Origin of the sequence: Aeoliella sp. (assembly GCF_965227375.1) — a bacterium.
In the GTDB taxonomy this organism is placed as follows: domain Bacteria; phylum Planctomycetota; class Planctomycetia; order Pirellulales; family Lacipirellulaceae; genus Aeoliella.
The window spans coordinates 3913421-3935260 of record NZ_CBDDFX010000002.1 but is presented as its reverse complement, the minus strand read 5'-3'; the positions used below and the strand labels follow the sequence as shown (position 1 = coordinate 3935260).

The 21840-nt window shown below is 56.1% G+C and carries 13 protein-coding genes and 1 pseudogene; 6 read left to right on the top strand and 8 right to left on the bottom strand.

The genetic code is table 11. The annotated features are described in order from the left end of the window. Window positions 1–48: 48 nt before the first annotated feature. Both ACQK2L_RS28460 and ACQK2L_RS28455 read left to right on the top strand, forming a co-directional pair. Window positions 49–1431 (top strand): DUF1501 domain-containing protein, encoded by a 1383-nt coding sequence (locus tag ACQK2L_RS28460; protein WP_425401134.1) that lies wholly within the window; start codon window positions 49–51, stop codon window positions 1429–1431. 16 nt (window positions 1432–1447) lie between these two features. Next, the gene (locus tag ACQK2L_RS28455; RefSeq protein ID WP_425400436.1) at window positions 1448–4387 is read left to right on the top strand and encodes a glycosyl hydrolase; all 2940 of its coding nucleotides are present in this window, start codon (window positions 1448–1450) and stop codon (window positions 4385–4387) included. Window positions 4388–4593: 206 nt separating this feature from the next. On the opposite strand, the gene ACQK2L_RS28450 is transcribed toward ACQK2L_RS28455, so the two are convergent. The 8 genes and pseudogenes from ACQK2L_RS28450 to ACQK2L_RS28415 all read right to left on the bottom strand — a co-directional run bounded on the left by ACQK2L_RS28450 (window position 4594) and on the right by ACQK2L_RS28415 (window position 19155). Then, entirely contained in the window at window positions 4594–7965 is a 3372-nt protein-coding gene (locus ACQK2L_RS28450; protein WP_425400435.1) for a protein kinase domain-containing protein, read from the bottom strand. Continuing rightward, window positions 7962–8579, bottom strand: a complete 618-nt coding sequence (locus tag ACQK2L_RS28445) for a sigma-70 family RNA polymerase sigma factor (RefSeq protein WP_425400434.1) — start codon at window positions 8577–8579, stop codon at window positions 7962–7964. Before ACQK2L_RS28445 ends, ACQK2L_RS28450 begins: the two co-directional genes overlap by 4 nt. A 670-nt stretch (window positions 8580–9249) precedes the next feature. Continuing rightward, window positions 9250–9600, bottom strand: a pseudogene (locus ACQK2L_RS28440) (H-X9-DG-CTERM domain-containing protein); the annotation flags it as partial. A 69-nt stretch (window positions 9601–9669) separates the two neighbouring features. Further along, entirely contained in the window at window positions 9670–9852 is a 183-nt protein-coding gene (locus tag ACQK2L_RS28435; RefSeq protein WP_425400433.1) for a hypothetical protein, read from the bottom strand. Between the two features lie 489 nt (window positions 9853–10341). Beyond that, window positions 10342–10929: a hypothetical protein gene (locus tag ACQK2L_RS28430; protein WP_425400432.1), complete on the bottom strand. Its 588-nt coding sequence runs from the start codon at window positions 10927–10929 to the stop codon at window positions 10342–10344. Window positions 10930–11000: 71 nt separating this feature from the next. After that, entirely contained in the window at window positions 11001–16775 is a 5775-nt protein-coding gene (locus ACQK2L_RS28425; protein WP_425400431.1) for an RHS repeat-associated core domain-containing protein, read from the bottom strand. A 214-nt stretch (window positions 16776–16989) separates the two neighbouring features. After that, complete coding sequence (locus ACQK2L_RS28420) at window positions 16990–18189, bottom strand: hypothetical protein (protein ID WP_425400430.1); 1200 nt, start codon at window positions 18187–18189, stop codon at window positions 16990–16992. Window positions 18190–18447: 258 nt separating this feature from the next. Continuing rightward, window positions 18448–19155, bottom strand: coding sequence for a glycosyltransferase family 25 protein (locus ACQK2L_RS28415; protein WP_425400429.1), 708 nt, complete (start codon window positions 19153–19155; stop codon window positions 18448–18450). Between the two features lie 193 nt (window positions 19156–19348). Here ACQK2L_RS28415 and ACQK2L_RS28410 point away from each other — a divergent pair, with 193 nt between their 5' ends. From ACQK2L_RS28410 to ACQK2L_RS28395, 4 genes are all read left to right on the top strand, one after another. Further along, entirely contained in the window at window positions 19349–19966 is a 618-nt protein-coding gene (locus tag ACQK2L_RS28410) for a sulfotransferase family 2 domain-containing protein (protein ID WP_425400428.1), read from the top strand. Window positions 19967–20119: 153 nt separating this feature from the next. Then, entirely contained in the window at window positions 20120–20527 is a 408-nt protein-coding gene (locus tag ACQK2L_RS28405) for an adenylyltransferase/cytidyltransferase family protein (protein WP_425400427.1), read from the top strand. A 154-nt stretch (window positions 20528–20681) separates the two neighbouring features. Further along, a complete protein-coding gene (locus ACQK2L_RS28400) occupies window positions 20682–21140 on the top strand; it encodes a hypothetical protein (protein WP_425400426.1) in 459 nt (152 codons plus the stop codon). 397 nt (window positions 21141–21537) lie between these two features. Next, window positions 21538–21801 carry a response regulator transcription factor gene (locus ACQK2L_RS28395; protein ID WP_425400425.1) on the top strand — a complete coding sequence of 88 codons (264 nt, stop codon included), beginning with the start codon at window positions 21538–21540 and terminating at the stop codon, window positions 21799–21801. The last annotated feature ends 39 nt before the right edge of the window (window positions 21802–21840 follow it).

Sequence of the window (21840 nt, the reverse complement as noted above, 5' to 3'; positions counted from 1 at the left end):
CTCGCCCGCGCGTCTCGGCGGCAGTTCCTCGCGGGCACGTCCGGCGGCATGGCCATGGCCGCTTTGAATCTGCTGGCGACACCGACCGCCTCGGCGGCAGCGCTGCCGACCAGCGGCGACGTTGGACTCGATTTGCCGCACTTTCCACCGCGAGCCAAGCGGGTGATCTACCTCTGCCAGTCGGGCGGGCCGTCGCACCTCGACCTGTTCGACTACAAACCCGAAGTGGTGAAGCGTCACGGCACGCCGCTGCCCAGAACCGTTATGGGTACGCAGCGTCTGACGGGCATGACGTCCAAGCAGAAGCAATTCCTCGTCGCCGGGCCGCTTCGACCCTTCCGCCAACACGGCGCTTCGGGTCGCTGGATCAGCGACTTGCTGCCGCACACCGCGAGCGTGGTGGACGAGCTGTGCGTCATCAAATCGATGAACACCGAGGCGATCAACCACGACCCCGGCATCACGTTCCTGAACACTGGTTCGCAGCAGATGGGCAACGCGAGCCTCGGCTCGTGGTTGAGCTACGGACTCGGCAGCGACAACAGCGACCTGCCGGCCTTTGTGGTGCTTATCTCGCAAGGCAACGGCAAGAAGCCGGGGCAGCCGATCTTCAGCCGCTTGTGGAGCAGCGGTTATCTGCCTTCGCAACATCAGGGCGTCCGCTTGCGTTCCGGCAAGGAGCCTGTGTTATACCTGGACAATCCGCCGGGCGTCACGCGGCAAGTGCGTCGCGAGATGTTAGACGATCTGAGCGCGCTCAACTCCCTGCAAGTCGAAAAGATGGGCGATCCGGAGATCGAAACGCGGATTAGCCAGTACGAGATGGCATTTCGTATGCAAAGTTCGGTGCCGGCGTTGGTCGATCTGGCGGACGAGTCGGACGCCACGTTCGATCTATACGGTCCCGATTCGCGGCAACCGGGCACCTACGCGGCCAACTGCCTGCTGGCGCGCCGATTGGCCGAGCGGGGTGTTCGTATCGTGCAGCTGTTCCATCGCGGTTGGGACCAGCACGTACAACTTCCCAAGGACCTCGCCGCTCAGTGCCGCGATACCGATCAAGCCTCGGCCGCGCTGGTGGCCGACCTCAAGCAACGTGGCCTGCTCGACGATACGCTGATCGTCTGGTGCGGCGAGTTCGGGCGAACCGCTTATTCCCAGGGTAAGCTTGGCTCCGGGCGCGACCATCACGGGCGGTGCTTCAGCATGTGGATGGCAGGCGGTGGAATCCGGCCAGGCATCGAGTACGGCCTGACCGACGAGTTTGGTTACAACATTGCTGCCGATGGTCTGCACATCCGCGACCTGAACGCCACGATACTCAACCGATTGGGCATCCACCACAAACGATTCTCCTACAGTTACCTGGGCCTCGACCAACGCTTGACCGGCGTGGAAGAAGCCCACGTCCCACCTGACATCCTCGCCTGAACCCCACCTCCCTGAAATGTCTACACCACGTGCTATCGTTCTGCCCTTGTTGGTATTGATCTGTTGCGCCGCCTCGCCGCTGCTTGGCCAGTCGACCCAGGTCATCGCGCCAGAACTCGCCACGTCGCTGGAGCCTATCGTCGAACTCGAGCAGGGATGGAACGCTCCGCCCAGCGGTTCGCGCGTCCGCTGCTGGTGGTGGTGGGTGAATGGCAACGTGACCAAAGAAGCCATCACCCGCGACCTCGAAGAGATGAAGGCCAAAGGCTACGGCGGGGCCAACGTGATCGACGCCGGCACCACCAGTTCGGACCGTGGGCATGCCGAGGTTCCTCACGGTCCCGACTTTGGATCGCCAGAGTGGCGCGAGTTGTTCATCCACGCGCTCGCCGAAGCCGACCGGCTAGGATTGGAACTCGGCTTCAATATCCAAAGCGGCTGGAACCTGGGCGGACCAACCGTCACTCCCCAGCAAGCGGCCAAGGAGCTGACCTGGTCGGAGACGACGATCGAAGGTGGTCGCGATGTCTCTCAAGAACTGCCGCAGCCGAAGCAGGATGGGGACTACTACCGCGACGTGCAAGTGGTTGCGATACCGCTACCCGCGGCAGACAAGTCGCTGGCGAAGATCGATAACTTCGAGCAGAAGGCGTATCACAAGTACCCCGGTAGAAACACGGCCATCGATGCTACGCATTTGATCGACGATGGTGAAGCGAAATCCGATACGGTTGCGGTGGCCGCGGATGAAGTGATCGACCTTACCGAGCAGGTCACCGATGGCCAACTTCGTTGGGACGCCCCTGCTGGAAAGTGGTTGGTGCTGCGGTTTGGTTACACGCTCAGCGGCGCCAAGGTTTCGACCTCCAGCGACAACTGGAAGGGTTGGGCGATCGACTACCTCGACCCAGCAACCTTCGACCAGTATTGCGACGACGTGCTGACGCCCATTCTGGAGGCAGCCGACCCGTACGTTGGGCGCTCGCTCCGCTTCTTGCATACCGATAGCTGGGAACTGGGCCCCGTTAACTGGACCCCCGCCATGCCCGAGCAGTTTAGCAGACTGCGCGGTTACGAAATTACACCTTACCTGCCCGCGCTGGCGGGGTACGTGGTGGATGGGCAGCAGCAGTCGAACCAGTTTCTGAACGATTTCCGCCGTACGTTGGGCGATCTGATCGCCGACGGCAAGTACCGACGGTTCGCCGAGTACGCCCACGCCCGCGGCATGGGCATCCATCCCGAGTCGGGCGGACCCCACGCAGCGCCGGTCGACGCCCTGAAGTGCCTAGGGCGTAGCGATATCATGATGGGGGAGTTTTGGGCCCGCTCGCGCACGCATCGCGTGGCCGACTACCAGCGATTGTTCGTCAAGCAACCCTCGTCGGCGGCTCACATCTACGGACGGCGACTCGTGATGGCCGAGGCGTTCACGACCATCGGTCCGCATTGGGAAAAAGACCCGCGCGATCTGAAGCCCGTTTTCGACCGCGTCGCCTGCGAAGGTTTAAACATGGTGATGTGGCACACGTTCGACTGTTCGCCGCTCGAGGACGGCAAGCCCGGCAACGCGTACTTCGCGGGAACTCACTTGAACCCGCAGGTTACCTGGTGGGACCAAGCCGAAGGCTTCCTGGGTTACCTGAATCGCTGCCAGTTCCTGCTCCAGCAAGGACTGCCCGTGTCCGACGTGCTGTACTTCTACGGCGAGAACGTGCCCAGCTTTGTCCGCTTGAAGCGAGACAATCCGGCCGACGTGCCAACAGGTTACGACTACGACGTCACCAACCTCGAAGCCCTGCTCGAGCGAACCCGAGTCGAAGACGGGCGAGTCGTGCTGCCCGATGGCACCAGCTACGCTGTGCTCGCGCTTCCCTCTTCGGGCCACTATGGATTGAAAGCTCTGAAGCACGTTGCGGAACTTGCCACCGAGGGTGCACGAGTGGTTGGCGAGAAACCATCGCAGCCTTACGGCCTGATTCTGGAGAACGCGTCGCTTCGCGAATTCCACGCACTGGCCGACCGGCTCTGGAATGATGGACTCGTTCGGGACGTTCCCGTCGGCGAAGCACTGGAAGAGATGGACCTCGGCCCCGACTTCGATTACGCAGGTCCGGACGGTGAGGAGACGAAGCTCGACTACGTCCACCGCCGCACGCAGGATGCGGAGATTTACTTCATCGCCAACAGCAAGCCGACGCCCACCAGTGTGACGTGCTCGCTCCGCAGCAGCGGCAAACGACCCGAATTGTGGAATCCGGTCGACGGCACCATCGAACCCGTCAGCAGCTTCCGTCAAGCCGCGGGACGAATCGAATTGCCTTTGGAACTTCCCGCGAACGGATCGGTGTTTGTCGTATTCCGCACTCCGATAGGAGAGGACGTGCAGGGCGACGCGGTGAGCAGGGTGGTGACCGAGGAAGTGGCCAGCGAACTTGCTGGAGCTTGGAGTGTGAAGTTCGACAGGGAACTCGGTGGCCCCTCACGCCTCGTGGAATTCGACAAACTGGTCAGTTGGACCGAATCGGACGATCCGCGAGTCAAGTATTACTCTGGCACGGCGGGGTACGCGACCGAGTTCGAGTGGCAGCGATCCGACTCGCGCGGCGATAGGGTGTATCTCGATCTCGGCGAAGTGCAGAACATGGCCCGCGTACGCCTGAACGGCGAAGATCTTGGCGTCGTGTGGACAACTCCCTTCCGAGTCGACCTGACCGACGCCCTGCGCCAGGGAAGCAACGAACTGCAAGTCGAAGTGGTCAATGTGTGGGCCAACCGCCTGATCGGCGACGCCCAGCTCCCGCGCGACCAGCGCGTCACGCAAACCAACATTCGTAAGTTCAAAGGCAACGAGCGACTTCGCCCATCGGGGTTGTTGGGGCCTGTGCAGATTCTGGTACAGTCGGAAACCGAGGAGCTGGCCGCACTGCCAACAGAAGCCGAAGCCAGGCCCTGATTGGCTCTGCACCCCTCAAGGATAAAGCGGGCGCACGATCCATAACGCATGTGGTTATCTCTTGCCACGCGTTGCTAGCTGCGATTCGAATCCCACTCGAGCTACCCACGGCCCCTGGGCCTGCGTGGCGGAGATCGGTCCGACCACTACGAGTCACTTCGACTGAATTTCGACGCGCGTTTAGGTGCTTTGGCGTACTTGGGGTCTCAGTTTGTTTCCCGGTAAGCGGTCGCGCCAGGCCGCTCGTCTAGACTGAAGATGCTCATGCCGGGCTTCTGGGTTTGCGTCACGTACAGGCGCCGTCCGTCCTTCGAGAAATCGACTCCCATGGTCCACCCACGATGCGGCCCTTCCAGGACGCCATAGGCGCACTGATCTTCTAGCGACCACAATCGTAGGGTGGAGTCATGGCCTGTCGAGACGAGAGTTCGACCATCCGGCGAGATTGCCAATCGACTCACCCGGCCTTTGTGTCCGATCAGCGTCTTGCGTAAACTACGCGTTTCGAAGTCCCACAACCTGATCGTACCGTCTCGATGTCCCGTAACCAGCAAAGTGCCGGTGGAGTCAAATTGCAGACAACGCGCACGGCTAGTGGAGAAAATCCGCTCAATACCACGATTCGACCGCAAATTGATGATCGTCACACCTCGGCTGTCTCCCACGCACAGCAGTTGCTCGCCATCGGGCGAGTACATGCATCGATAGTCCGCATCGTTCTCAAGCGACACCTCGTGTATCAACTCGAAGGACGTGGCGTCCAGGATCTGCACAACGCCGCCGGAGTACATTGCTATCGCGATTTCGTTTCGCGTGGGATTATAGGCGACTCCAGTCACGTTGGAACGCGTACGGAATGTGCTAACCACCTCTCCTGTTGAGGTGTCGCGAACCTGTAATGCCTTCAGCTTGCGGCAGGAGACGGCAACTCGCTTGCTGTCAGGTGAAATGGATAGAGCCTCATGTACTAGGCCGTCATCCTTCAAGTCGATTCGTTTAATGACATTCCCTTGGGGCGTCATCAACAGTAAAGTGCTTTCGTCCTCAACGGCAGCAACAAACTGGTCGTTGGGAGACCGTTGCAGTGAGTGCATGCGATTTCCAAGGCGACGTGGATTTTCAATTTGGCTGAGTCGCCAGCGTTTGACCTGTCCATCAAAGCCGCAAGTGATCAACTGTTTCTTGCCAGTGAACTGAAGAGATTTCACAGCACCGTCGTGCGCCTTAAAGGTATCGGCACGTTCGATCATTTGTATTGTGCCGTCCGGATCTTTGGTGACGTTCCAGCAGTGAATTACCCCGTCTTCAAAGCCTGTCGCGAAAGTCGATCCGTCCAGGGAGATCGCCGTGTTGCTGACGGGTACACCGCGGCATGGTATGCAATGCTCTGTCTCACCAGTGTCGGCGCGGACGATTCGACTATGGTTCTGAAAGCCAGTGTTTTCACTAATCAGGTAGTGTTCAGAGTCAGGGAAGGGGCGAGCCATCGTGCCCCAGGATTGGGTGAACTCGATTTCTCTATCCAACTTGGACAAGTCGGCCGACCAGACTCGGGTCAGAGATTTGCCATGCGATTCTGGTAGCGGCTTGCGGCTGGGAACCAGCAGACGATTGCCATCCTCTGTGAAGGCCAGCGTAATGTGTCGAGCCTGGTCCGGAATGTCTTTCAGCAATTTCCCTTTCCTGGAAAACAGGCGTAGGCGATCGTACCTTGAAGCCGCCGCGAACTTCGTCCCATCGGGCGAAAATGCAATCGACTCGACTGTGGTGCGGAATAGCGAAAGCAGTCGCACACGCTTGCCCGTTGTGACATCCCAAAGGGATACGAAGTGACTGCCGGTAGCCACCAACTCACCGCAAGGCGAGACCGCCACCGCATGGAGTTCACCTTCTCCAACGCGGATCCTCCTCAGCAGCTTGCCTGAATTTGCTTCCCAAATACAGAGGAATCCATCTTGCCCAACAGAAGCAACCCTGTCGCCGTCCGGGAAGACGGCGATTTCATTGGCAGACCCTTTGTGATGGCCAATGGTCCTCGACTTGGGTTGGGATGCAATGGTATCGAGTAGATGCCATTCGAATCCTCTGCGGTCACGACCTTCGGCCACAGGTTGCTGCTTGTCTAGAATCTCTCGTGCTTTGTCCGGCCGATCTTCGTTCCACGCTTGATAAGCAAGCTGAACATCGGCCGCGTACAATAGGTCGCCGATTTGATCGGAGTGGCGCTGTGCTTTGGCAAGTGCCTCCTCGGTGCGGATTTTCGCCCGTGAAATCAAAAGAGTACTAGCGGCCAGCAGGATGCAAAGGATGCTGGTGCCCAAGCCGGCTAGACCGACCAACGGAAGATTGCGTCGAGTCCACTTGGCAAGGTATGACAGCGCGGTTGGTGGCCGAGCTTGGATCGGCTGATTCTGCAAGTATCGCTGAAGATCGTCGGCGAACTCGGCTGCACTCTGATAGCGATCGGCGGGATCGAATTCCAGGGCTTTGAGCAGGATGGTGGACAGGTCGGCTGGAATTGAGGGATCCAGCTTTCGTGGATCGCGACGTTCTACACGGGTTAGATCCTTTAGTAGTAGTTGTTGGTCGTCGCCGGTAAGGACTGGCTCGAACGTCAGCAATTCGTACAGCGTGGCCGCTAGCGAATAGATGTCCGCACGGTGATTCTGCTCTGCTCGTTGGCCCAGGGCTTGTTCCGGGCTCATGTAACGAAGTGTACCCACGAGTTCGCCCGTGGCGGTCAAATTCACGTCGCTCTCTATATTGGCGAGCCCAAAGTCGGTAACCATGACGTTACCGTCGCCATCGAGCAGCAGGTTGCCTGGTTTGATGTCCCGATGCACTACCCCCTGATCGTGAGCGTACTGCAAAGCTCGAGCAGCTTGGATGCCCATGCTGGCGATTTCGCGGAACCGGTGTCGCCCCGATCGAGACCCAATAGTGGAGCCGATCGCGTTATCAACGGTCCTCAATCCCTCGTCTGGCAGGGATGGCAGAGTAGCGGGGCGCGTCGGATTCAGCGAGTGCATCTTGCGATGGTGCTGAATCACCTCTGCCAGACTCTGTCCGCGCACGAGCTGCATGGCGTAGTAGTGGATGCCCCGCTCTTCGCCCACAGAGTAGATCGACACGATGTGCGGATGGTCGAGCAGCGCGGCGGCGCGCACCTCGTTCTCGAACCGCCTGAGTGACTTCTCGCCGGCTAGCGTCGCGAACGGCAGCACTTTGAGCGCGACAACGCGATGCATCGATAACTGCTCGGCTTCGTAGACAATGCCCATGCCGCCGCGACCAATCTCGCGCTTGATCCGGAAGTCACCAAGGGTCTTATCGCTACCGGCCGTGTAGGACAGATCCATCTCGGCCGGAAATGAGCTTCCAGATGCCGAGTCTACTGTCACTGTGGCGATCGAACGTAGCGTTGGAATCATCTGTTCCAACTGCTCCCGGTGCCGGGGATGTGCTGCGAGAAAATCATCGAGTTCTCGTGCATCGCCCGTTTGCAGGACTTCAGACATCTGATCGAGCAGCACTTCGTAACAGAGACTGCCATCTGCTGAGGGAGTTTCAGGAATCATGGTGACTCCTCCAGTATCTCTCGCAAGCGTTCGAGTGCGCGTGCATGCCGCTTGTATGCGGCGGCTTCGTTAATGCCAAGCACCGCTGCGATCTCCTTGAGCGACAATTGCTCCGCGTAACGCTGTAGCAAGACCTCGCGGTCGCCGTAGCGCATCTGCTCGAGCGCCTGGCGGACTCGTTGCTGCCGTTCTTTCTTCTCCATCGAAGCACTGGGGGTACTCGTCCCCGCCGTTAGGAGTTTGACGACTTGCATGGTCGACTCATCGTTGGCGCGCCATGGGCCCCGTTGCTCTCGGCGAACGCTACGGCGTGCTGCATCCAAGTGTCGCTCGTGGACATGCAGCAGCGTTTGCCAAGCGATCCGTCGGAGCCATGGATAGACAGGGATCGGCTGCGTCTGCAGATACTCCCGCCACTGTTGCGAAGCGGTGATGAACGCTTCTTGTACGACATCCGACGGGTCGACTCGCGCCTGGACGCGAGGATCCATTCGCAGTTTCACCATCTGCTTTAGCCTGGCGCGATGCTGTTCAAGTAGTTGACTGGTCTCCCCAGCGCGCACGTACTGGGATTGCTCTCCCAGTGGCTTCGCATTGGAGTCGCCGCTTGCCATGTTTGTGCTCAATACTAGGTCGAAAAGCACCGAGAACTTGGACACCAAGCCACCCGATTTCGTTGCACGGTCTCGATTTTGACCTTTATGGTGCTAGGTTGCAAACTTTTGGCCCTCCCTACGGAGCCATCCAGTCTTTTTTTTGGTGGGAAACCGAGTTTTTTGTCTACCCCTGTCCGACTCGGTGAGTTCTTCGAACTAGTAGGCAGGGGGAGGAGGAGCGAGTGCAGATTTACCTGCTCTCTGCGCCTTTTGGGGGACAGCTAGTTCGCGTGTGGGAGTACCATTCTTGGGGGGCTCCCTCACGCGACTAGTTTTTTGATGCGCGCAAGCTCACGTCTTGGGAGACGCACCAGTGAGTGTCTGGTGCAGAAAGAAGCCAGAGCGCGCTCCGATAATCGCGGCCAGGGCACACATCCCGCGACTCGGCGGGACTCTAAGTGGGCACGACAGAACTCGAATCTGTGACCTCTTGCATGTCAACGCAGCCATTCTTGCCCTAAACATTCTATATCCCGAGAGTTTTGCTGCATTCTCGTTCCATACATTCCATGGAATGCACGCTATTCTGCCCCGTTTCGTGCATTGAATCGTGCACGAGTTGAGGTCCTTCGGTTACTGGACAGTTGGGCTATTATTTTCCACTTATCTGGTGGCTGGAAGCAAACCTCTAGGGCGCAGCGGCGCCCCTGCCACCAATACAGCTCAGTAAGTCAACTCTTGACGTAATCCGCGGCGGATAGTCCAACGGTGATTCGACATAGAAGCGAACACTCAAGCCCGCGTCGGCGCGATTCCCGAACGAAGCCTTCTTGTCTGAATTCACCAGCAGTGACTCAGCCGGTGAAAGGTTCAAAACTCTAGCGTGGCTCGCCGTATAGACTGTTGTCCGGTGAGAGAAACCCTGTGCTTCGGCAATATTGGCCGCTCCACCGTAGTCGTCGGATTCGGTGTAGCAGTGGGCAAGCGACTCGGCGTGCCCGTCACAGAACGCCACGTTCGTTGTGCCAAGGTGGCGAAGTCCTTGGGTACCGGCGAAGCGGCCGTTGAAACTGTCGTCGCCGGGACTGTCGAAGGGGCACGCATAAACTTATTCCGCGCCAGCCGCATACTGCCCGTCGCCAAAGATGGCAGTCTTCGATAAGGTCTGAATCTGTCTCAATTTGGCTGGCTGCGGGATGCTCTCGTCCCCGTGGCCGATGTAGCTAGTGTTGTAGTTGTAGCCCGTGTAGGGTCGATGGCCCAGTTGGCTCCGCCGGTGAAGGAGGGGCACTGCTGGATTTCCAGCGGCGTGGCGTCGCCGCCCCAAAGTGTGCCAGGCACCACGCGCGGATGCTTACCCGGCTCAGCAATCGTGGTCAGGTCCCAGCACACGGTGTACAGGACATCGCCATCGCGCCGATAGCTGTACGAGGTGTAGCCATTCCGAAAATCAGGGGCCCTGCCGACGTCGAACGAGTTCTGGGCTCGGTCGTGTTCGCATACTCATAGAACTCTAGTGGTTTGCAGGTCGGCTGAGTTTTTAGACCATACGAGTATTACGAAGCGCCGCTGAATAGCCGTGAATCCGGAATTCTCTCGGAACTAGCTTTGACATTCGATCGAATTGACCAGCACGCCTTGCCATTGATGCAAATAATTCCGCCAGTTTTAAATAGTCCTTGCTGCTATGATCGGGGCTCCGTTGTTCCGCCGACGAATCGCAGGCATCCGCTGACTGCTCACCAAGAGTGAAGAATAATTCCTCAACATCACTACGAATTCAGTCGCCTGTTGGACTCTCTCGGATGTGTGTAGGAGGCTCCAAGCTTTCAACTTCCGATCTAGCCCCATCTGGATAAAACAAATCCAACGTGTTGTGAGGCTTGAGAAGAGCTCGATTGCGATTCAAGTTCTCTAATACAAGCGAAAGCAAGTCCTTGCGGATGAGTTCTCGGCACTGTTTCATATTCAGCGGCGAAGTTATTCTGTAGGAATCGTCGGACTTCAACAGTAGGATCACTGATATCCTAGTAGGGTGAGTGTTGTCTTCGGAACGATCATTGTGTTGGGATTCAAAAATGTCTTCAAAGGTATCCTTCAACACTGGCATATCAATGCTGACCTTTCCTTGATAAGGATCTTCCGGGCGACTTCCTCCACCTCTAGCCTTTAGCTTCGGAGGCAGTACTAGATTCCACAAGACATTCTTACCTTTCTCTCGCATCACTAATACTTCACAATGGCCGGGAGAGGAAATAATCGCTTGGAGACATAAATCCTCATCTGCATTCGCACTTATCATTGGAATGCCCATCGCGCTGCACAAGCAAACAAGAAGGTATTTTGCCGAAATGCGCCGATTTATCATGGGTTTACACCTTTCTGCGACGCCGGACTTTCACGCCGCACCCTAAGTGATGGTAAGGTGGAGTTTCTAGGTCAAAAACCAATTGGTACGTGAGGGCAATCTGGGCATCCCTGCCCTGTTTGGTCGGGGTGGGTATAGTGGTAATCGCCTGATTCAATATACCCTGGATAGGCATTATTGGTGCTTCCATTGTAAAAACCATCGTCGAATATGACGGCGTACTTGGAGTCACACCCTTTAACCTGGGTAAAGAGAAACCAGTGGACCGGTGTGACCCATACGTTTCTCTTGGGGTCCCAATAAGCTGGCGCTTCAGCTGCCCACTCTTTGCTTTCAAAGCAATCGAATTCTCGCGGTTTAAGAGCATCGAAGAATATAGTTGACCAATCCCAGCAGAAGTGGCCACCCACAGGATCGCGACAATTTGGGTCGTTGTGACAGCCATTGGCGTAGTTTTGTTCCCAAGCTGTCGCCAATCGATAGATTATATCATTGGCTTCTTCTTCGCATCTCTCAGGAGTACATGCACCGCCAGCTTTTGTTGCGCAATTCCTACAGGCTTTCTTGAGCATGTTGTTCCCCGAAAGGAAGTCCCTTAATCCATCTTCATAGGACGGCCCTTCTGGATCTTCTTTCTTGGGGAACCTACAGGGCACCCAAGCACTGGTACCATCCGCACATTCTTTCCAACACCTTCCTCGTAGATTTTCTTCTTCCCTGTAGACGTAGCACTTGGGCTTTGAGCCACCAGTTGTGCCCACTAAGTACTTTAGCCCATCGGGATCCGCACCCGTGAGGGGATTGTTTCCAGCATATTTGTATAGGTTATATCCATCCCGGTACCCAATCGGGTCACGATTCGTGAATCTCCCCAGTTGCGGATGGTAGTATCGGTATCGGTATTGGTAAAGACCCGTCTCCAGATCGAGTCTCCTTCCGGTATAGAGAAACTCGTTACCAATGCTGCTCGATGTGGTCGGATTGGCGAACTGATCATCCAGGAATTCTACAACGCCGTATGGCGTGTAGGAATACCGCTCTACCACCGCACCAGTGTCATCGAGAGCCGCCACAACGTTGAAGTTCGCATCCTGGCAGTAGTAGTAGCGATTGGTTCCATCATCGGAGAACACCAAATCGTCCACATACCGTACCCCCCAGACGTACTGCTTGCTGGCAGAGGTGGAGCTACCCGTACGTTCCTCCAGGCATTGCCACTGGTCGTTGTAATAGAAGTGAGTAAGCGTCGAGCCTTCATCTCGGGTAATCCTCCGACTCAGTCCGTCGTACTCGTACGCTGCTACGGTTCCAGCACTATCCTCAATCTTCACCAGCCGGTTCCAGGCGTCGTAGGCCGCCGTGTAGCTGTCACCAACGCTCTTGGGCTCCACGAACTCGGTCATATTACCGTTTGGGTCGTAGATAGGCGGCGTTTCCCAAGTCGGACTCCCGGTGGGTGTTAGGATCGTTTCGATCTCATTTACTTCTCTATGCGTACGGGTTGTTTTGAATGCTCCATTGACGGTCTGCTCGAATTCATCCCAGTTGCCTGTTGAATCGAGATCCCACGTTTGACCAAGCGTCGCATTAGTCAGATTGTTGCCGTTAATGTCTAACTGTCCCCGGTCGAAAGACGTCAAGCGATTCAATCCATCATAGTCGTAACGCTCATCGAAGTGTTTTGAGTTGGCTGTAGCTACTTCATCCAGGCGGTGCGTTCGATTGCTTGCGCGATCGTAGCCGTACTCAAGGTGAACTAGTTTTGTCGAATTCTGCAACCACTGTAGGTTGACAATTCGCCCAAACTCGTCCATGCCAGCATAAGTGTGATCGCTATCTGGATCGAGTGTAAACTCGACATCATTGGTCGGTTCGGTGTACTTCTGGATCACTACTTGGCCCAGACCCAGATAATCGTAGTCCACGACATCCGTAGACTCCCAAGTTAGTCTGGCCACGCGGCTCAATTTGTCGTCCGCGCCGCTAAGATAGGCATATTCGAGTTTTTCGCCGGAAGGATAACTGACGCTCTCAAGGCGGACTGTGTTTCTTCCTCCGGACGCGTCGTCGTAGCTATAGCTTACTTTTGGAGAGCTGCCAGTATTCACCTCGTCACCGTGCTGTTGGTACTCGTTCGTGATCTGATTGAAGTCGTTGTAGGAATACTCGACATCGCTTTCCACGGTCCCGCCGCTCGCTGCGTTGTAGCTGGTTACGTTTTGCAGTCGTTGGCGATTGTCATACGTCCATTCAATCCGCAAGACGCTGTCATCTACGCTCGACCCAGATGCCAGCGTTACTTTGTCTTCTTTCTGCCTGCCCAGCTTGTCGTAGGTGTAGGTGTGCACCGACTCATTTTGATCGGTCCTTTGGATCTGTTGTCCTTGGCGGTTGTACTCATTGTACACCGTTCGATCATTGCCCGTGCCAGGGAAGGTGACGCTGGCCAACAGCTCATTACTGAAGACATATGACTTGGCATCCTCCATGGGGTCTGTTTCGATCTCTACCCCATAGGTGTACGTGGTCACTTGGTCGCCGGTTACGGAATTCTTCGCAGTGATCGTCTTGATCTGGTCACTAAGATTGTAAGTAGTTTCGACAACCTCGGTGTCGCTGCCACCAGAGTTCAGGGTGTCTTTGATGATTCTGCCCGCGGCGTCATACTCCGAACTGGACACTTGGCCATTCGGATCGGTCAAATCTTCTGCTTCTCCCCGAGCGTTGTAGTCGGTACTGCTGACGAGCACCGTATCGCTGCGGCTGGGGGTGGTCGACGAACGACTAAACGAAGAACTATCGCTCCTCTGATTTCCATACCTCGCGGTGGCTGTCGAGCGGCCGATGCCATCGTAGTAGTAGGCTGTGTAAGTAGGTCTGGCGCTAGTGCCCGCCACAAGCGCTCCTGTACTTGCAGTGTCTCCGTCATACCGAGCAAGGGTAGCGGATTGCGTGGCGTTGGACGCTTCGTCGTACGCAGTTGCGGTCTGCTCAAAGATCTTGTTATCGATGAGGTTTAGCGGGTTATCGCTCGTGCCTCCATCGTAGAAGCCTGTATAAGTAGCGGTGCGTCGTCGAATCGCGTCGTATTCCGTCTTTGTGAAGGCGTCGCTCCCCGCCGGATGACTCTTAATGACGGAGCCCGTTTCGTTGTACCAGTTGTTGTCCGTGAGCGTATTGCCAATGGCACCTGCATCAGAAACCGCATACTGTATGATTCGGAATACTTGGCTACGGTCGTCGTAGGACGTCTCTCGCTTGCTGAAAAGGGTTTCGCTGCTGCTGTCCTTCCACTTGCTTTCGACCACAGTGAGTCGATCCAAGTTGTCATACGTATTCTCCGTGAGATACGAAAGACTTGCGGATTCAACCACTAGGCTCTTGGTCCGCCGGTTCCGCCAATCGTACTCGTACTCGGTCTCGCGATCGTTAGACGAATTGTCGTCGACCAGTGACGTGACCTTTACCAACAAACCATCCTTGGAGTTGGCACTGGACCCGTAGGCATCCGTGTCGTAGGTGTTCTGCACGACCGGCTTCAAGTTATTGCCCCCTGCACCACCGTTTTCGGGGTCGTCCTGGTCAGCCCCGGCATCGTCGGTGCCGACCCACGTTCCCAGTACCAGACCGCGTGGATCGTATTGTGTAAATGTAATGGTGTCTTCAGGCGATGTGACTGTTTCCTGCTGCCCCGCGGAGGTGTAGGTGTAACCCGTCTGCGAGTAATACGTGTCGGGTGTGCTCGATCCGTCCCCGCTCGTGGGAATCTTGAAGTAGACCCGCGTCCTCTCGAGCATCCCACCATTGTCATAGTAATGATTCGTCCATCGGCACCATTGGCCCTGCTCGAAATCGATCGCTGCGGAGAAGACGCCCGACTTTGTCTCCACCGGTTCATCGCTTTCATTCCACAGCACGGCCTTGATGTTGTCGGTTACCCGGCCATCGTCGTCCATTCGTGTGATGGAAACCGGTCCGACAATCGTGTAGTTGGAACTCACTTTGTAGCCCCGTGCCGTGCGAATCTCGTGATTCTCGTCGTCGTATACGGTCCACTCGACTGTTTGTGTGGAATTGCCTTCGATGAAGTGCTCTGGGCCGAGCACCCGTTCGGTGCGACCGAGGGCGTCCACCTCGTATTCGGTTACTAGATTCAGGTAGTCCTCCTCCGTGTCACCCGGATCCTGGGTCATCTTGGTCATAGCACGTGTAACCGGATCGTACTCATAAGTGGTCTTTGTACCTCGGGCATCGGTCTGCTCGATCAGCTGGCCTTGCTGACTGAATTTTCTGACCTCGGTGTTACCTGTGAGCCACGCACCTCCGTTTTGGGAACTGTCGACTGTTGGAAGCGTGGCGGTCACCGTGTTGACCTGAGTGGTCGTGCCGTGCCACGTATAAGCGAAGCTGGTAGTGGTACCATCTGCACCCGATGTTGAGGCCGTTTGATACTGTGTACGAGTCTTGACCGGATAGACTTTCTCGCCACTCGTTCCAGTCCGTTCCTCGTAAGTAAATTCACTCAGTACAATCGCATCATCATCGATCTCAGTAACATCTCTCACTTTTTCCTGGTGAATGTAGCCAGGCGCTCCATCGTTGGCAGTGCTCGCATAGTATGTGGTGAGGTGAACTAATCCGCGACTCGCAGGGGTCACCGTAATCGTAGCTCCCGAGACCGAGTAGCTGGCCACGGCAGTTGGATTCCATCGTTGCGTAGGCCGACCGTCACTGTTGTAGACGTTGTAGGTCACCCATTGATCCGATCCCTTCGTCAAGTCAACGAGAATGTCTTGGCCAATATGGTTGGCATAGACGGTCTTCGTAGCACCGCCAGTTGAGCCCACACTGCTGGTGAGAGTGCTTTTAAGCTTCCATTGATTAAAGTTGGGTGTCCACCCGGTGCTCTCGCTGTAAGTGATATTGAACGTCCGCTCACCACCATGTGTCACACTCTTCGTCACACGTTGGCTCGTCGGATCGTATTCGTACGAAGCAACTGCATAGGGAGCTAGTTGGGGATCCGTGGCGTTCTCGGGCAGCGTCGGTGATAGCGCCTCTTTCGCCCGCGCGTACCCCTCTGGAGTGAGAACCAGCTTGAGGCCGCCTTCAAATCCGTTTCCAGTGTCATCGGTGTAATACCGAAAGTAGGTAGTCGCAATCGTTGTTCCGTCGCCAAGCTGCTGATGGAGCAGCTTCAGGTCGCCCACCTGCCCCTCACCATCGGTAAACGTATCGTAGTACTCAAGAGCGAGCTTCCGAACGGTCGAAACTCCCTCGCCGCTTGGTTCCTCTTTGAGAGATACTTCCTGGATATTGCCTTCTAGGCTCCCGGACTCGTGGTAGCTGAATTCACGAGTGACAATGTTGCCGCCAATGTTCCGCTCGGTCTTCGAAATGCGACCATTGGTGGCATCCCATTCGTAATCGGTGGATTGCCCTCCGGGTGTCGTCATTTTCGAAATGAACCCCGTCGAATCCTTAAACTCCCACGCCGTGCCGTCTGGATCGGTAACCGTCCAGATATCGCCGGACTTCGTCAGGGTTTGCTTAGCGCCATACTTGGCCGTGTAATCAGGCCCACTTTGGTCGAACCAGACGGCTTTGCCGCCCCGGCCTGGTGTCCACACAAACGCGTAGCTGCCGCCTGTTTCCTGCGTTACATACGCGAAGTTATCACTTTGCCAGTTGTTGCCAACAGGACTGGAAAAACCTTGCGGCGCGCCATTGTCTTGCCACTGGTTGTACCAGCTCAGCCCGAATCCCCCTCCTGGGCCGGTAAGCAACGTGTCGCGAAGTTCCGCCGCACCGTGAGCGAGGTCGATTGGACAGCCGCAATTCCCCACTGGGCCGGTGGCACTGGGTCCGCTCGACGAACTGCCTCCCCCAAAGCTTATCCCGCCTCCTCCACAGCCACATTGATTCTCACATGGAGAGGGCAACGGGCTTCCCGTCGGCTTGGTGCTCATAATCAACCTCACTCCGTCTGGTAGACATTAGGTACGAACGTACGTACCGTGTGATCAAACTACAAAACAACGACGAAAACTCTCACTCAACCTATGCTGCAAGCGGATTCAAACGAATCTCCATCGGCACCCGTCCACGACGCACACCGTGCCATCCCACGCCCTTTGGCCGCAACCGGCATCGTCGCCGACCATCGCTGCCGACAAGTGTTAGAAAACCTCGTTCGAACCACCAAAAGAACTCATTGGGTCCATAACCTTCGCTCACTCGTCCGTCTTGTGCCAAACGAATGGGCCAACGGTTGTGACCGGGCCGATCGTACAGAAAACACCGACCGGCATACTCGCCAATTCGGGCGACGTCTTCTTCGCGCAGCCGTCGCATTAGATGTCGCTGTGGCTGCCACTGCTGGCGGAGTTCATCTACAAACTCCAGGCATCGCGATTCATGCTGGAAGCCCTCGACGTGTACATTGTCGCCGTACAGCTGCCACTTGCGGAAGAATCGGTGTTGAAACAGAACCTCGCCTTCCAGATCGTGCTGGCAGAGCGTGAACCGGACGTTCTCGTGAGGCGGCTTTTGGATCCAATGAATAGGCTGATCCAGCCGTTGCCAGGCGAAACGAAACGTCTCCTTGTCCCCGTAGACGTGCTGGTAGTAGAAGTCGGAGTGTTCGTTGTACCAGTTGCACAAACACAATGCCTTCCAGCAGCGCGCCTTGTCGATCAATAGCTGGCCGCTTTCCTGGTCGGGACTCTCACGATATGGAAGCCCGAAGACCTTCCACCGCGGGCTTGTTGACGCGGTCTTGAACTTGGCAGGGTCGGGCCAAAAGACCGTTCCCGTTGCTTGGTATTCGGGTGTATCGAACAGGAAACTCGGATCACGCACCGGGACATTATCGGCGTCTAAGAAGAGCACTTCACGGAACCGGCTATGCTTGATCGCGTAGGGCTTTAGTTCCCATCCCCTCAGTCGGCGGTGGGGGTGCCGCCGCAAGATAGCCTGGGAATCAATGCAATTCACTCCATACTGACCGAGTAGCTCGATCCATTGCGGATCGTATTCGTCATCGCTGAGGCTCCATACCTCTATTGGGAGCTGACAGCCAAGTCGCCGCAGCATCCGCACGAGAACCCAAACGCAGGTTCCGTACTTTATGCCACCCCCGCAGATGACCAAGCCGCGCCCGTGGTACTGCCCGGGGTAATCCAATTCTCTAGCTAAGAAAGCGTCCGCCGCATGCGACGCGCTGCACGTCGTAAGTTCCACCGCCCCGTCCTCTATCATTCTGACCGGATGCGCCCACTACGCACCTGATACAGTTCGCTCAAGAGTTCTTCTTGGCGATCTGCAGGACCGCTGTCGTGATTAGGGAACTCAGAATAAACGACCTAGCAAATCCTGCAACCATGTTTTTCATGAGTTTGTCAAAATGCTGCAGTGCTGTCCTTGCTAGTTGAGAAAGTCGTGTTTTCCATGGAGCGATGCATTGCTCCTATCTTCCGCAAACTAACCTCTTGACCTGATCTGCTGTAAGGTAGAATCTTACGTGCGGAATCGACCCTGCTGGATGGGATTCACATCGTTGTAGAAGGCTGTCCCTTGGTGTCTCACGCCTTGCGAGACATCGCTTATGTCACTAAGTTGCCCGACGAGCCACCTCGCCGGACAATACACGTTGTACTGTCCTTCGCGCACCAGACGTGACATCTGATGATCGACGTGAAACAACGCGGGCTTGGGATATCTTCCATGAGTGTTAAAGTCGCACACATCGTGATACAGTTCCCTCATAAAACGACTGCGAACAGCGTAACAATGCGTGCGAATTGGGGAGTCCGGACGAAATACAGAATCATTGACTCGCGTCGGAATTGTTCCCGGGGCATGATCGCCCCCCAGCCAGATTTGGTCCCAGTTCTCTGGCACGGCTTCCAGAAATTCTCTCACATCGGCCACGAAGCTGTCGCAGAGCACTGCATCGTCCTCAAAAACAAGGACGCTCTCCACATTTTCGCTGAGCGCCGACTCCCAGACCCGCAGGTGGCTTACCAGGCATCCCCACGCCCCTTGTGCATCGCCTACGTCGTACCAACGTGGAGGCGGTACACGACTTCCATCGATCGCCTCAAATCGTTCGATCGCCCTGAACGGCCAATCCGCGGGAATTTGTTGCTGAAACTTGGCCCACCGATCCGCTCGACGGCGAAGATTGATGCACACCACCCGCTCAAAAACACCCTCGATTCGCATAGCCCATTCCCTCGGTTTGTCGGTTGGCGATTGGGTTTCTCACGTTTCCCAACCTGGCACGGAAGCTCCAGCCAACATGGCTATTGTTGCCTCCGCGAATCCCGTTATAACGTATCCCGTTACAAGCATATTGTACGCATAGCTCTTTCGAGCGTGGGGCTTCAGGGACTCCTAACTTTACTTGAGGACGCCAATGCCCTCCATCCTCGTCTGCCATCGTCTCAAGTTGGCTTACGTCGCCATTCCAAAAGCGGCCTGTCGATCGATCAAGACCGCTCTGGCCACCACCTTTGGCGTCCCTTACCAACAAGATATCCACAATGCTGCCTGGGACCGTGTGCATTCGCTAAGAGAATTGGCGGAAATGGACGACTATTTCCGTTTTGCCGTCGTTCGCAATCCTTGGGAACGACTCGTCTCCTGCTACTACGACAAAGTCCGTTTGGTGCACCTCGAACCCGCACGCCAATGGATATTTCCCCAGTACGGCGAACGGCTGCGGACCGATATGTCCTTCGTCGATTTTGTTCGCGCAGTGGCAACGCTCTCCGACAATGGTGCCGACGAGCACTTTGCATCGCAATGGCCCATGATCACTTACGAAGGATCGCTTGCAGTAGATCACGTAACGCGTTTTGAGCACCTCCACCAGGAGTGGAACCGCCTGAGGCGTCGATTCCAACTAACAGCACTTCCTCACGAGAACAAGACGGAACACCCGGATTACAGAGAGCTCTACACCAAGGAATTGGCGGACTTGGTAGGCCAGCGATATGCGCTTGATGTTGCCAATCTCGGGTACGATTATTGAGCCGAAGGGTCTTTACTCCAAGCGGTGGCGTCGTTCGCTCCTACGAAACCTGCTGCGACGTGATGTATTCACATGCCTTGAAGGTGCCCACAACGTTCATTGCAGTCCTCGGCATGAACCACAACGCAATCTCGACTATTTGAGCCAAAACTCATGACTCGCGTATTCACTACCGGCGTCTTCGATCTATTCCACGTGGGACACTTGCGTAGCCTCCGCAAGGCGGCATCCCTTGGAGACCAACTCATCGTGGGAGTCGCTACCGATGAGTTGGCTGCATCTTACAAACGGGTGCCAGTAATACCGTTTGCGCAGCGGTGTGAGATCATTCGCCACATCGATTGCGTGGACGAGCAAATCGTGGATGAAGGGGTGTATCCGCCAGAGTTCTATCAACAACATCGAATCGATCTTCACTGCCAGGGGAGCGAGGTGCCGGGAATCGACTTCTACGCCGTTGCGCGAGAGTTGGGCATTCTCCGCATCCTTGGGCGTGATCCCACGATTGATACCACGCAAATCATCAACTTGATCGTCGATTCGTACTCTGACACCATCTAACGGAATACGGGGCCTGAGTGTGGAATCTCATCGCCGACAACAGTACTTCGAGAACCTGAGGCTTCTGAACGCAACTCTTGCCTCTTCCCCATTGGCAGAACGTTACGCAGTCTTCGGCGGGTTGCTTCTTGGGATAGTTCGTGAAGGGCACCCCTTGGTCGACGACTGGGATGCCGATTTCTACTACCTCGCCGAAGACGAAAGCTTAATGGTGCGGGCGATTGAGCATCTCCTCGCCGCTGGATTTGAGCGGCTGTACCGATTTGTTGGGAACGACGGGCTGGTCTGGCAATACTCCTTCTTAAAGGACGATGCCAAGTTTGAGTTCTTCCGCACCGTGAAGTCCGACGCCACCGTGCTGCAGTACTACGACTTCGTACCTAGTTCAGCCCCCGTGCAGCAAAAGAAGTCCTTCGCCGGTTTGCCTTGGTCCAACCTGGAATTCCTCGATGCTAGCTGGCTTGCGCCAAAGGAGATTGATCGGAGCCTTACTTCGATGTATGGAGACTGGCGAACGCCCGATCCTCATTGGTGCTGGGCTGATGATCCACTCACAATATCCCGCGAGACCTGGGAGCACAGTGACACGCTTCACTGGACAGAGGGGAACTGACAATGCGGCGACTTGGGGCGATAGGAAGATGAAGCAGCAGTGTTAGATGTTTGCCGACATGGCAGGGGGGAGTTTGACCATGTCCTGCTCGGCCACTCGCCCAGAAGAACCCTCAGGCCGCTGGCAAAGTCTCAATGGAGATAGACGACAATGGAGGTGGAATCCCAGAGCCAATTCGTAATAGAGTGTTGGGCCAGAGCTTCACTACCCTAAATGGCTGGCAAGGGACGGGTTGTCGATTTGTCGCAGCGTTGTACTTAATATGTACGGCGGGCGATTGACCTCTCTAACCGTAGAGGGAGTTGGAACGACCTTTCAGGTCTGCCTCCCTTTGGAGCCCTTGACGAATCAGACTCCGGATCTCGCGACCGCGAGGCATAACAATTTCACAGGTACCATGTCCCACGACTTAACACCACGCGAAGTCGAAATCGTCCGCCTCATCAGCCTCGGCTGCACCGTCAAAGAGATTAGCAAGATAGTCGGCTTGGCTGTCTCTACGATCGACACCCACCGTGGTAATGCCATGGAGAAGTTGGGGGTGGGCAATATGGCCCTGCTCACTCGCATGGCCATCAAGCACCGTATCTGTAAGTTGAATGAGAAGCTAACGCCAGCGGAGAAGAGGAAGCGCGGGCGGAAGCGGGATGGGTGGAACTAACATTCGCTGTCTTCCCCTTGCCAATTGAAGCTCGCTCCG

Bases quoted from the DNA above. Each gene is read 5' to 3' on its own strand.
- ACQK2L_RS28450 (WP_425400435.1), bottom strand. From the start codon at position 7,965: ATGATTCCTGAAACTCCCTCAGCAGATGGCAGTCTCTGTTACGAAGTG.
- ACQK2L_RS28455 (WP_425400436.1), top strand. From the start codon at position 1,448: ATGTCTACACCACGTGCTATCGTTCTGCCCTTGTTGGTATTGATCTGT.
- ACQK2L_RS28415 (WP_425400429.1), bottom strand. From the start codon at position 19,155: ATGCGAATCGAGGGTGTTTTTGAGCGGGTGGTGTGCATCAATCTTCGC.
- ACQK2L_RS28460 (WP_425401134.1), top strand. From the start codon at position 49: ATGGCCATGGCCGCTTTGAATCTGCTGGCGACACCGACCGCCTCGGCG.
- ACQK2L_RS28410 (WP_425400428.1), top strand. From the start codon at position 19,349: ATGCCCTCCATCCTCGTCTGCCATCGTCTCAAGTTGGCTTACGTCGCC.
- ACQK2L_RS28430 (WP_425400432.1), bottom strand. From the start codon at position 10,929: ATGATAAATCGGCGCATTTCGGCAAAATACCTTCTTGTTTGCTTGTGC.
- ACQK2L_RS28395 (WP_425400425.1), top strand. From the start codon at position 21,538: ATGTCCCACGACTTAACACCACGCGAAGTCGAAATCGTCCGCCTCATC.
- ACQK2L_RS28420 (WP_425400430.1), bottom strand. From the start codon at position 18,189: ATGATAGAGGACGGGGCGGTGGAACTTACGACGTGCAGCGCGTCGCAT.
- ACQK2L_RS28405 (WP_425400427.1), top strand. From the start codon at position 20,120: ATGACTCGCGTATTCACTACCGGCGTCTTCGATCTATTCCACGTGGGA.
- ACQK2L_RS28445 (WP_425400434.1), bottom strand. From the start codon at position 8,579: ATGGCAAGCGGCGACTCCAATGCGAAGCCACTGGGAGAGCAATCCCAG.